Here is a 12,257-nt window from a genome sequence, read left to right as displayed (position 1 = left end):
ACGCTGGCTATGGACATACAACAACGAGCGGCCCAACATGGCCATCGGCGGTATAACGCCTGCAATGAAACTGAAAACAGCAGCCTGAAGTCCAGTTTTAAAACCCACCAAAAATGGGATGATTACCCAAGAAGTAGCGCTTAAAACGCTCGATGACGGCACGATTGAAACCCCTGAGAGCCGAGAAGGTAGCGTAGTCCTGCTGTATGATTTTGCTCCAGAAAAAATAGACACGGGCGAGAAATCAGCAGATCGGAAATCCAATGCCGCGTTGTTTCGTGAAGCGCTCGATGATCTCGTTGCACGAGTAAGCCAAGATTTTCCGGGCTACGTTCAGCTAAAGCTCACGAACAAATCGATTGCTAACGATGTGGGATTTGGGCAGCTCTATCAGATATTTGATGATCGGTACTCGGAGCCTCGAGACCGAATGCGCAAAACGCTCGATAGATTGCAGTTTGATGAAATAGTTAATCTAACGACACTTCATCAGAGTTTGCCAGGGGACAGGCGCGCCTACAATCGCTTGATCACTGGTCTTCGAAAGCGGGGTTTTTCGATTTCCTCGGTCTCTGACAAAACCAAGCTTGACGAGATGCTACGCGCATTCACTGCCGAAGACCTTTCCGCTTACAAAGCTGTCGAATTCGCCGCAAAGGCCGGGTTGATAAAATTTTCAGAAAGCCACGCAGCTGTTTTAACGCGCCGTGACGAGTTGTTAACGCGTCTTAAGGCCGATCCTGTATTCGCGGCTTTTGAAACGCTACACGCTAGCGGTCACCGAACAAAAACGCAGATGCTCAAGGAAATTGAGGCTGCGCCCAAAAAGAACCTCGATGCGGATCTAATCGAATCCGAATACGACGACCGAACGAAGGAACTTAAGCAAAAGGCATTCTTCACTGCATTGTTTTCAGACGAACTTCGCTTCGATGAAGTCTTGTCCTTCTATGACTATGAGGAAAATGACGGCAGTTTCGCCACGATGCACAAGACGAAAGGGACCGGGATAGAGAACGTGCTTCTCGTAATAGACGAGTACGGATGGACGACGGAATACGATTTCGTAAATTGTTTTACGGATGAGGTCCCATCTACGAAAAGAGATATTGCGTCGAGGAAGCTTCTATATGTGGCAGCTTCCCGAACGAAAAAGAACCTTGTTTGCGTCAGATTGATGAATGATCAAGCAGAGTTAAACCGAATATCTCCATATTTTCCACAGGCAGTTCAGGTGAAACGCGCTTCTGATTAGGTGGAACAGGTCACGCCTAATGAGGTGGGTTTGGTTGGGTGCTTCGTCGGCATTAGCACTAGCGGGTTGACAATTTATCGGCTTAGAAATCTGACATACGGCTTGGACAAAAATGGTTTCACAACCTATCGTTTTAAAAACGGACTTTGGTCTGGCTAATTGATATTGGGAGATAACTGATTTTATATGCGTGTCCTCGTTTCAGCCGACATTCATCTGGGTTCGCCGATCCGCTCGGCCGCGATGCGTAATCCGGAACTCGGCGATCAACTGAAACAGGCAAGTCGGGACACGTTCATCCGCATTGTCGGTCTGGCCATTTCGGAAAATGTCGAAGTTCTGGTTCTCGCTGGCGACATCTTTGATAATGACCAACCGGACCTGAAGTCGCGGGCATTTCTGATTTCGCAATTGGCACGCGCCGCTGACGCGGGTATTCCCACAATACTGATCCGTGGCAATCACGATGCCCTTCTCGATCACAGAGCCCACGGAGACCTTGGCCCGAATATTCATCTGCTGCACAAGAACGAGCCCAGCGTGGAGATCGGTGGCGTGTGGTTCCACGGATTGTCGTTCGACGCGGCTCATGTCTCAAAGAGCTTCCTGCCCGACTACCCCGCACCGGTGACTGGCCGGAAAAACGTCGGACTGATGCACACGTCGCTCGATGGCTCGCCCGCACACGATCCCTATGCTCCCTGCTCCGAGCAGGATCTGATGGCACATGGTTATGACCTTTGGTGCCTCGGCCACATTCATGCGCCGTTCGAGCGCACATCAGGCCCGGTTCTCGCTGTCATGCCGGGCATTCCGCAGCCACGTCATTTCGGGGAACGTACCGGCGGCACCGTCGCGATTGTCGAGCTCGATGACGACACGCCCAAAATCGAACGGCATCACGTCGGACATCTGAGATTTACCGAATGCGCTCTGGATCTCAGTCAATGCTCCGATGTTCAGGAGGTTTTGAGCACACTTCGGTCTGCACTCCAAGGGGCGCAGCATCCCGAACACCACACAGCGGTGCGCCTGCAGGTGACCACAGGCCATCATACAGCCGACATGCTTACAGCCTTTGCAAACGAGCTGCTCGACAACATCGAGCGCGTGTATGTCGACAAAGTCAAAGTGGCTGCCCCCAAACAGCAGGTCGACGCAAAAGCGGATGACCTGGTGCGGCTGATGCGGGCCGAGCTCACCGAACCGGGCTTCCAGCTGGCCGCCGAAGAGATTCTCGAAGAGCTCAGAAACACTTTGCCCCGCGAAATTGTCGACGAATTATCTGAAGATCCCTTGGATGACCTTTTGGAGGAGGCCATCGCTGAAGTCACGCTGTCTCTGCACTCAGGAGCCGCGGAATGAGACTGAACCGGCTTGATCTCATTCGCTATGGCCGCTTTGACGGTGCCGAAATCGTGCTCCACCGTCCTGCCGACGGCACCCCGGATGTCACCATAATCTACGGACCGAATGAATCGGGAAAATCCACGGCCTTCAACGGGTTTCTGGAACTTCTCTTCGGTATGAAGGCGGGGACCCACCCGTACGCTTTCAGGTTTGAACGCAACGACCTTTTGGTCGGAGCGGAGCTGGATATCCCCGGGCGCGGCGTGACGGTTCTTCGCCGCAACGGCAAACGCACCCAGTCCCTGCTCGATCACCAGGACCGCCCGGTTGACGAAGCCATCCTCTCGAGTGCGCTCCATGGCCTATCCATGGAGGGTTATGTCGAAAGGTTCTCACTCAACGATGAAGGACTCCGCAAAGGCGGTGATCGGATCGCCGAGGCAAAAGGCGACCTGGGCCAGCTGCTGCATGCAGGTGTGTCGGGTCTGACCAGCATGGCGGCGACATTGGAAGACATGACAGCCCGCGCCGAAAAGTTCCATAAGAAGAGCGGTCGAGGTACGGCGCTCAAGACCGGCAAAGACCGCCTGAAAGTGATCCATCAGGCACTGCGAACAGAACGCCTCACGCCGGATCGGGAGCGTGCCCTTCGGAAAGACAAAGAGACGGCTCAAAAGGCGTTCGAACAGGCGGACACCGACCTCACGCGGGCCCGAAAACGACAGGCAGCGGGAAGTGCGGCGCAGACCTGGTACGACAAATCGGAAGAAATTCGGAAAATCGACGAATTTCTTGCCGGTTTTCCGGAAGGTCCGAGTTTGAAGAAGGGCACGGATGGGCAAGTCGCCACACTCGTGACAACCCTGTCGGAGAAAGCAGAGAGTATCGCAAGCGCCGATGACAGAATTGCACGCCATGAAGCGGTCATTTCAGAAAACGAGGCTGACCCGGCTGCCGGTCATCTCGAAGCAGAACTCACAGAGCTGGATCAAATCAGGATCGATGGAGCTTCCCTCACCTCGCGAGCGGATACGGCCAGATCGGATCTGGAAAAGCGCACCGGTGAGCGCGATGACGCGGCACGCCAGATAAAACAGATTCTGACAGCGTTGGCGGTAAGTGACGAGCCTCCAGAGGCCTTGGTCCTGACGACCGAAGAACTGGAAACGCTCGCAGATGCGGTGCAGGCGTGTCAGACCACGGAAGGCGAGCTGCGAGCTGCATCAAACGTATTGAAGACCGCACGTGATCAGTTGGGGGATGCTCCAACCGAACCGAAGGACCTGTCTCACCTGCAGATCGCGTTTGACGCATGGCAGAAAGTTTCCGACGTGTCAGGTCTTGAACACAACCTCGCATCGGAACGCGTCCGGCTAGCCAAAGCAGTGTCGGGTTTGCCTGCTTCCTGGCAGACACTTATCGAGAACGGTCTGCCTGCCCGTGAAGGTATCGAGGAGGTCCTCAGGGAATGGAACACCCTGACTGCCAACATCGCTTCCGCCACCGAAGATTTGGAAGGTCGCGAAGCGGACTACAAGGCTGCGCGCGCGAAACGCGAAGCCGACGAAACCGCACCGGATTCGATTGACGCGGCAACGACAGAAAAAACCCGTCGTCAGCGTGATACAGCCTGGCAATCCCATCGTGGCAGTCTCTCCGACGAAACCGCAGAGCGTTTTGAGGAGGCCATGTATGCTGATGATGGCGCCCGAACGAGTTATCTGATGGGCACGGAGACGCGAAAACAGCTTGCGAACTCGCGCGCACAGGAAAGCACCGCAAAAGCCGCACGTGACACGGCAAAAGACAAACTTGAAGCACTCACCGGAAAACACGACGCCTTGACCAAGCGGGTCGGCTCACTCGCGACGGCCCTGGGCTTTCCCGCCGATACGGGGCCGGCTGCGTTTGCTGCGAGACTGATCGACCTGACGGCAGCGGCTGAGATCGCAACAGATGTCACGATTGCGGAGAATGCCTTGGAAGAGCGCACCAAGCGCCGCAAGACAGCCTTTAACGATCTGCTCGCGGCAGCCCGCCTTGTCGACATCGAAGGTGAAGAAAGTGACCTTCCTGAGCGAGTCGGCAAGGCTCTCACACTTCAAGAGAACGTCCGTCAGACATGGGAGAACTGGCGTCGTGGAGAACGCAGCATTGCCGACTACGAAAAAGCCGAAACCCAAGCCGAGAAAGATCATCAGGCAGCCTTGAACCGACTGGAAACGCTGACCTCGGCGTTGTCTCTTCCTCATCGCTCGGCCACCGGCGTAAAGACAGTGCTGCCGCAGCTGCGCACGCTGCAACAGGTTCACAGCAATCACAAGAACCTGGCGGGGCGTGTTGAAGCCCTCGAACGCGCCGTTGCCACCCTGGCAAAGAGCGCCGCACGATTGTCGGAGATCCTCGGGGAGACTTTCAATCCGAAGGACGATCCCCTCCCCGTCATCACTCGCGCTCGTGCGCGTGTAACCAAAGCCGCTGAAGCGGATCGTGTGAAAAAACGAGAAGAAGAGCTTCTCGACAAGGAAGTCACAGGCCAAAAGCGTGCGATAGCTGCCCGCGACGAAGCGCAAACCCAGCTGGAAAACCTGTTTGAAGGGCAAGGCGGTGAGGGTCTTTCACCAACGGAGCGCGTGGTGACTCTGGCCGAGCGCGACGAGTTGCGCGAAGATCGGGCCAGTGCGGACACGAGCCGTCATCAGGCGCGCGACGGCGTGGATCGTACGCTCTTCGACGAAGAGTTGTCGCGATTGCCCGATGTAACGCGAGAAGCGGAACTGCAGCAAGAACTTGACGATGCGCAAACGTTACGAGATGCCGCTTTGAAGGAAATGAACGAAAAAGAACGTCTCTACGAGGAAGCTTTTCATGCCGCTGACAACAGCGATCTGATCACCGAACAGGCCACGATCCTCGAAGAGTTGCGAAACGGTGCAAGGCAGGCGGCTGTCGCAAGGCTCGGGATACTGGCTGCGCGGGGTGCCCTGAAGCGCCTGGCTGCCGAACGAAGCAGCGCAATGCTGAAAGACGTGGAAGAAGCTTTTGTCACCATGACATCCAAGGAATGGGAAAAAGTCGTTGTCTGGAGTGAAGCCGAGGGCGAAAAGCTGGTCGGCATCAAACCCGGCGGCGTCCCCGTGAAGGTCGAAAACATGTCCACCGGAACCATGGGCCAATTATATTTTGCCCTGCGCCTGGCCGGTTACCGCAGCTTCGCGCGTGAGCCGGGCCCCCTCCCCATGGTTCTCGATGATATTATGGAAACCTTCGACGATACCCGCGCGTCTGCCGCATTGAATCTCTGCGCGGAGATCGGACGGAGCGGTCAGGCAATCATTTTCACGCACCATGCGCACTTGGTGGAACTGGCTCGTAAGAGCATTCCGGGTGTTTCCGTCGTGGAGATGCCGCATTAGCATCCCGCTGTTCACTCTTTCACCTGAAGTCTGATGACTATGAAACAGCTCTTCAAAAAATTTGGACCGCTTTGGTTGTCGGCAAAGACCTGGACGATTGTCGGAGGCGCTGCCGCGATTTTCTCGCTGTTGTTGAGCGCCATGTTCTTCTACTCAGGCGCTGCATTGACAAAGCGCACGCTGATATCAGGGCTCGCACTTCAAGCTCATGAAGACGTTTACAATTTTCTTGCCCAAGTGAACGAACACTACAGCGGAAATCGCGATTCCGAAGGTCGGTTTCTTGTCAAACCGGGGGATGACATCGCGCCAGAGATTCGCATTGCGCTTGTCCAGGCAGAAGGAGCAATCGCACGGGCAAAGATTATCGACGATGCCGATATCAGTGCCTGTCTTGATGCAATGTACTATTTGATGGGGAGCTTGGTTGAAGCGCCTATGTTTCAAGGAATTGATTCAGCATTGAGGAGTACGTCTTGGAGCTGGACGGCTTTCCCGACATGGTGGGGCGCTATCTTGAAGGCAAACAGATGACTGAAGAGCAAACCCGGACATCTCGTTCTACTTCCGTTTCTGAATGTGGGCCAATGCGCTTCGACCTTCCCGGTAAACAAGAACTTGGAACGAGCCCCAATCCTTGAGCTGAACAATGGACGGTCCAGCCAGCATCATTGGAAAGTGACACGCAACGTGTCACCCTCCGATCAGGATTAAATTGTGCTCAAGTTCGGTGATGTCGCCACCTAGCACCACGTCGAGACTAAGCCGTTCGTAGTCGATGTAGAACGCAAGGTTTGGCCTGCTGTCGGTTTCGTGGACGCCGAGTTTAGCTAATCCCACATCGTTTTCAAATTCCATTGGCTTACATGGGGACTGTCCGCTTTTGGTGCCCTTCCCTGACCCCTCAAACGACTGAAATGGGGGCGCAAAGCGGTCACTTATTGAGCGGGGCATCTAAAAGGAATGGGCTTCAATCAACGTAAAAAAATCTATGGTCACCAGCGCCAACTCGTAACAGTCGATATCAATCGTAGGCGCTGACGATTTCACAAGTTTTCAAAATTTATTCCCCAGCTAGGCAGTTGCAGCAAGTCAGCGATCCATTTCCAACTGAACAGTGAAGAGTTCTTTGTACCCTTCGAGGAGTATCCAATTCGCGCGATCAAGGTGGCTACGAACCATCTTTCGTGCAATCTCTGGATCACCGTCCAGATCAAGTTCAAATATCGACTGTGCTATTTCCAGTTCGTTTGCGCCGTCCGAAGACACGCTCAACAGATTCATGAAAAGCGAAAAATGTTCCAGGTCATATTGGGTGATGCTCTCCGACCAGGGCACATCTTCCTGAATTTCCTTGCTCATCACGCACCTGCTTTCAAGCAAAAGAATGACCCTCGGCTCGGCAATCCAGCCGGCTCCTGGCCAAACCGAGTGTCAAACCATGAGCACTATAGCGAATAGGAACTATCGTTCCTAGAACGATAGTTCCACTTTTGATCCTCATGTCGCAATGGACCTCAATGAGGTTATGGCGATAAACATGCGTCGATTGCGCCATGATCAAAATTTGACGCAAGAGGAACTCGCAGCGCGTGCTGACGTCAGCATGCGCTACCTGGGCTCGATAGAACGCGCCCGAGTCTCGGCAAGCGTTTCAGTTTTGGGCAGACTTGCTGATGCACTCAAAGTCGATCCATGCGAGTTGATAAAGCGCCCGAAGCGGTAAGCCAAAAACCAGCATTCCTCATCCCAATCTTTGCGTGAGACATATAACGGCAATGACGGTTTGAGGTGGTTTGTGTCCCCTCGCCCTGTCTTGGGGATCAAACCACCGTACGGATCAGTCCGGACACGCCTCGAAAAAACATCATTGCGAAGTACAGATCTGCGCGCGCTTGGTGACCTACTTAGTCCTCAATTTGGTCGGCCGTCACCCGAAAACAGCTGCGATTGCTTTCCACCAATTGCCGGTTTTTGAAGCTCAAACTGGCTTAGGTTGAGACCCAAGATAACCTGATCGGAGGACGATTTTCGGCCACGCAAAACGATCACAATGATCATCGATCCGGCGTAAATTCCGACGAAAAAGCGATGGAGAATTGATCAATTCCTCGCGCAGGGAATGCCCTGGCTGGCCAAGAAACAGGGTACTTCGATATCTTGCATGCGCCTGAAATCCGTTGCGACGCCATCGCAATTTGAGCACGCGTAGCGCTTGGACTGCCCTATTTCGTTCATCTGATGAAGAGCGTCGGCCGGCCAAAACCAGTCTGGAAATGGGTTTTTCATCGAGCTCGGAATAGCGCGTAAACCGTCCGACCGCACAGCCCAAACCGGCCGAAAAGAGAGCCCTACTTTGGCATTGGAGAGGGAAAACGGCTGCGTGAGCGATCCAGAATGAGGAAGGATGAACCATGAAAAGTCAATGGGATAGTCATGTATTTAGGAGGGCAAGATAAAAGGAACCTGTGCAAGCCCCCTCCCCATGTCAGTTTGCACATAGGGTTTCACTTGCACCTGACCAAATGCTCGGTGTGCAGGCTTCTCGAGGTAACCCTTTGAACTGTCATCAGAATTTGTGGCGCATTCAGAAAACCTCAAGCCCGTCAACTCCTGCTGCAGGTCTGGAGAAACGGTCTTTTTGCAGATGCCATTCGTCGTTTCACAAATAGGGCTAAACCCCTTGCCTGATGCTCTCCACGTTTGCGTAATTTGGCGCACGTTCCGAGCAACAGGCTAAAGATTGTAATGATGCAATTCGACAGGTGAAGGACGAACTGTATGCCGACGAAATACGTTCGTCGGGAATTTTTTCGGATCGGACAATTACTCTCACGAGAAATTGGCGTGCGACGGGCCGCCAGAGAAAAGAAAAAATCACTGCGCACGGTTCTAGAAAGCAAGTAGATAAGTCAGCGCAAAAAACGCCGATTTGTTGTGTTCTTAGCTAAATAGAAAATCGCTCTGGTCCAGCGTGGAAATCTGGACGCCCTTAAGTCTGATGGTCGTGCCGTAGAAATGGATCAATGCGTCGTCGCCAAGAAGCTTTATTGCAAGATCCGCGAAACTGTCCGCTCCGCTCTCAATTTGGATACGATCCGTTCCGTCGGCGATGCCCGTGTCGCGGTCGGTGCCAAGTTCGTCTGCTAAGACGAAGGCATCAACCCCTGCGCCACCGGTGAGGATTTCTACGCTGGATGTACCTCGGGTCAAGTCGCTGCCAGGAGTGCCAGTGAGCGCGAGCGTGCCGTCTCGTTGACGATTGATATCGGAGAGTGTTGTCCCATCGGCAAACTCAAACCGTTCAGTATGGCTGCGCGGCCTGATTAGCTACCGGTCGCCCGACGGTGGCCGAATTCTGAAATATTCGGTCTCCAACCTGGCACTGGTTGGCACAAGGCCGTCTTCGACGAACCGCCAAAGCGCGATGGCCAGCTTCAGCGCCAGTGCGACGATGCCCACTTTGCCAGACCGTCCGGACTGCCCGGCGAACCGCCGACGATACCACAGTGCGAGCTGGCTCTGCGGCTGGTATCGGAGCCAGCACCATGCAAGTTCAACCATCGTCACCCGCGCCGGCTTGTTGCATGTTTTGCCAATGCTCTGATCGCGTGAGAGATCACCGCTAGCGTAATGGCTCGGAGCGAGGCCAAAGTAGGAGGCGAGATGCCTTCGGTTCTCGAAGCGCGGCAGAAGACTTCCGCGACCAAGGTCGACGCACCACCTTCCCCGACACTACGCAGCCGCCTCAGCATGTCGATCTTCTGGTCACAGAGCATTCGGTCAGGCTGTTCGGCGATTGCCGCGCGTTCGGTGTCCAGCGCTCTCAGTTGTGCGATCACCAGGTGGAGACGCTCGAACTGCCGCCCAAGTTTCCGCACGAGATGGCTGCCGAGGGTCCAACCGTCACTGTCCTGACCCTGTCAAGCCATGCCCGCCAGTCGGCGCCGTGAAGCCCCTGCACGCTGCGGATCCCGTACAGGTTCAGGAGCCCGTGGATGCGATTGACAATGCGAGTGCGCTCCTTGGACAGTTGCACGAGCCCCCGGGAAATCCGCTTCGCCATCCTACTCTTCCGGGCTCTGTACGCGCACGGCGCGGCAGACTGACTTGTTGCCGAGATGGATCGCCTTCAGCGTGAAGACCATCGCCTCGACGTCGATCCGGTCGGTCTTCACCCTCCGGCCACGGCGACAAAAGAAAGCTCGACGCATCCAGCACCGTCACATCGATTCCGCGATCGGTCAGAAACCGCGCCAGCCAGAACCCGTCGTAGCCTGCTTCAAAGCACACACGCGGCCAAACACTCAGATCCCCCTGCGGGCCGCCTTGTCGAAAATACTGGCGAGCGCTGCGAGGAACCCGTCCCCGCCGCCACCCGAGACGGTCACAGTCAGCACCTTCTCCTGCCCGGCAGGAGGGTGCTGAGCAGCCATTTGCTGTGGCTGAGTTCCAACGCGACATAGCAGTCAGCCGAAGCACTACGCTAGTCATGGTCTTGCGTCTGCACATTGATCCTTCTCGGTTTGAACTCCTTAAAAATCGGGCAATCGGCTCCCACGAACAAGCTGCATAGGATCTACAATGAGGATCGGCCTCATTCAGCGATCGGATACAACGTCCCGATTGCACTGCATAATCACGGTGGCATCCTCAGCCCATCACCGTGAAAGAAGCCGGAAAACTCCAACCTCCGGCGATTCAAGGTTGGGTCTCAGAGCATGAAATAGAAGGGCTCCCCAAATAAGTGATGGACCCAAGGGGCCCACAGTACAAATTGAGCTCTGTGAAGAATACCATTCAGGGAAGTATGATTGATCCCGGAGTAGTTGGTCTTGGAATAGATGTCAGTTCTTTGAGGTACATCAAGCCAGAGATCGTTTCGTCGATCTGGGTCAGGCGCGTCTGGCGAAAGTAGTTAGGGTCAGATTTCATACGACTAGCCTCTGCTTCTAGCGCAGCGGTTTCGTTTTCTAATAGCGTGATCTGATCGCGTATTCTGTTGACGTTGTGCCACGCGCGAATGGCAAGGACGAGGTCAATGCAGAAAGCAAAAGCTCCAAAAACACGGCCACTAAACTTTGCAGCTGTCGAAACTGCTTCGCCCGACGCAATAAGACTCATACGACCTGCACTAAAGCTGCTAACAACCGCGACGCCATCGCTCAAGTTTTGGGATTTGGACGCTGCGCCCAATGACAAAGCAAAAGGCACGGTCGCACTGATCACCAAGCCTGCACCTACGATGACCCAAACTGGAGCTGCGGTTACGAACAAAAGACCAAGGCTAACACCAGATATGGCTAAGCCAACGGTAGAAATCAATTTGTCGGAGTTTGCTTGCTTTAGGTCTATTGCTGCCAATTCCACTGTTTTGGTTTTCGCTTCAACTGCACCATCGTAGATAGTACTACTTAGCGTATTCAAAGCATTGTCGTTGGCTAACTGAATTTGTGCTCGAGTTTGGTTGAGCTCTGCAATCATGCCGTCGATGTCCCCGGTGCTGGCTATGTTGCCCCCCAGGTTGTCACTACCAACCCATGCAAAACTCTCTTCTGCAGAGAAAGCCGACTGGATTAGACCTGTTGTTGAGAGTACGCTTGAGGTTGCGGCTATTTGGGTGAATCGGCGACGGTCTATCATCATTTTTCCAAATCCCAAAAGTGAAAGTTTCAACTTTAAAATTATATCACTAAAAATCAAACTAACAAGTTGTTGGAAGCTGTTTAGCATGGGAAACGCTGACTTCGTAGATCCATTGGAGCGAAGGTGGGACTGAGCGCAGGGCAAAATCGGTATTATTAGTTTCAATTTTCGATTTGATCTGGTGAAGGTAAACTGCACCGGGTTTGCCGGAGGTTCCAATTCCTGGGTAGGATGGAGCACCATGAGCAAAACGACGAACAATCTTTCGCCTGATATTCGCGAACGGGCAGTTCGCCTTGCGCTGGACAATGAAGGCCAGCGCGGGCCTCGCCGGCAGCTGATCGTATCGATAGCAGCAAAGATCGGCTTCTCGGCGCAAACGCTAAACGAATGGGTCAAGAAATCCGAGGTTAATAATGGTGCTCGGGCCGGTATTCCGACGGAGATGGCCGAGAAGACAAAGGCCCTAGAGAGGGAGAATCGTGAGCTTCGTCAGGTGAACGAAATCTTGCTCAAAGCGTCCGCATAATCCCGGTGGCAATCCCAGCCCGTTACCGTGAAAGAAGCCGGATAACTCCAACCTACGGCGA

Annotated in this window: 12 protein-coding genes and 2 pseudogenes; 6 read left to right on the top strand and 8 right to left on the bottom strand. The window is 54.1% G+C overall.

Annotated features, from left to right (window positions below; all coding sequences use genetic code 11):
- The first annotated feature begins 118 nt into the window (after positions 1–118).
- The 4 genes from HEP89_RS19845 (at position 119) to HEP89_RS19830 (ending at position 6,555) form a co-directional block, all read left to right on the top strand.
- Positions 119–1,255: a hypothetical protein gene (locus HEP89_RS19845; protein ID WP_168692897.1), complete on the top strand. Its 1,137-nt coding sequence runs from the start codon at positions 119–121 to the stop codon at positions 1,253–1,255.
- 186 nt (positions 1,256–1,441) lie between these two features.
- Complete coding sequence (locus HEP89_RS19840) at positions 1,442–2,620, top strand: DNA repair exonuclease (protein WP_286201061.1); 1,179 nt, start codon at positions 1,442–1,444, stop codon at positions 2,618–2,620.
- On the top strand, positions 2,617–6,021 hold the full coding sequence (locus HEP89_RS19835; protein WP_168692896.1) for an AAA family ATPase: 3,405 nt from the start codon (positions 2,617–2,619) through the stop codon (positions 6,019–6,021). The genes HEP89_RS19840 and HEP89_RS19835 overlap by 4 nt, the downstream gene beginning before the upstream one ends.
- Positions 6,022–6,060: 39 nt before the next feature.
- Positions 6,061–6,555: a hypothetical protein gene (locus HEP89_RS19830; RefSeq protein ID WP_168692895.1), complete on the top strand. Its 495-nt coding sequence runs from the start codon at positions 6,061–6,063 to the stop codon at positions 6,553–6,555.
- Positions 6,556–6,714: 159 nt separating this feature from the next.
- Here HEP89_RS19830 and HEP89_RS19825 read toward each other — a convergent pair whose 3' ends face one another.
- Positions 6,715–6,861: a hypothetical protein gene (locus HEP89_RS19825; RefSeq protein WP_168692894.1), complete on the bottom strand. Its 147-nt coding sequence runs from the start codon at positions 6,859–6,861 to the stop codon at positions 6,715–6,717.
- Positions 6,862–7,113: 252 nt separating this feature from the next.
- Complete coding sequence (locus HEP89_RS19820) at positions 7,114–7,383, bottom strand: hypothetical protein (RefSeq protein ID WP_168692893.1); 270 nt, start codon at positions 7,381–7,383, stop codon at positions 7,114–7,116.
- 148 nt (positions 7,384–7,531) lie between these two features.
- Here HEP89_RS19820 and HEP89_RS19815 point away from each other — a divergent pair, with 148 nt between their 5' ends.
- Positions 7,532–7,747: a helix-turn-helix transcriptional regulator gene (locus tag HEP89_RS19815; protein ID WP_168692892.1), complete on the top strand. Its 216-nt coding sequence runs from the start codon at positions 7,532–7,534 to the stop codon at positions 7,745–7,747.
- A 1,217-nt stretch (positions 7,748–8,964) separates the two neighbouring features.
- Here HEP89_RS19815 and HEP89_RS19810 read toward each other — a convergent pair.
- From HEP89_RS19810 to HEP89_RS19800, 6 genes and pseudogenes are all read right to left on the bottom strand, one after another.
- The gene (locus HEP89_RS19810; protein WP_168692891.1) at positions 8,965–9,234 is read right to left on the bottom strand and encodes a hypothetical protein; all 270 of its coding nucleotides are present in this window, start codon (positions 9,232–9,234) and stop codon (positions 8,965–8,967) included.
- 117 nt (positions 9,235–9,351) lie between these two features.
- Complete coding sequence (locus tag HEP89_RS29910) at positions 9,352–9,585, bottom strand: hypothetical protein (protein ID WP_286201060.1); 234 nt, start codon at positions 9,583–9,585, stop codon at positions 9,352–9,354.
- A gap of 12 nt (positions 9,586–9,597) precedes the next feature.
- Positions 9,598–9,714, bottom strand: a pseudogene (locus tag HEP89_RS29985) (transposase); the annotation flags it as partial.
- 374 nt (positions 9,715–10,088) lie between these two features.
- Positions 10,089–10,235 (bottom strand): hypothetical protein, encoded by a 147-nt coding sequence (locus HEP89_RS29675; protein ID WP_197923255.1) that lies wholly within the window; start codon positions 10,233–10,235, stop codon positions 10,089–10,091.
- Positions 10,236–10,328: 93 nt separating this feature from the next.
- Positions 10,329–10,457, bottom strand: coding sequence for a hypothetical protein (locus HEP89_RS29905; protein ID WP_286201059.1), 129 nt, complete (start codon positions 10,455–10,457; stop codon positions 10,329–10,331).
- A gap of 364 nt (positions 10,458–10,821) precedes the next feature.
- Positions 10,822–11,754 carry a hypothetical protein gene (locus HEP89_RS19800; protein ID WP_168692889.1) on the bottom strand — a complete coding sequence of 311 codons (933 nt, stop codon included), beginning with the start codon at positions 11,752–11,754 and terminating at the stop codon, positions 10,822–10,824.
- A 154-nt stretch (positions 11,755–11,908) separates the two neighbouring features.
- Between HEP89_RS19800 and HEP89_RS19795 the strand changes: the two are divergent.
- Positions 11,909–12,193: pseudogene (locus HEP89_RS19795) on the top strand (transposase); the annotation flags it as partial.
- Between the last annotated feature and the right edge of the window lie 64 nt (positions 12,194–12,257).

This window comes from Labrenzia sp. 5N (assembly GCF_012395805.1).
Classification (GTDB): Bacteria; Pseudomonadota; Alphaproteobacteria; order Rhizobiales; family Stappiaceae; genus Roseibium; species Roseibium algicola.
Note: the sequence above shows the minus strand (reverse complement) of the source record. Positions and strands in the feature narration are given on the sequence as shown.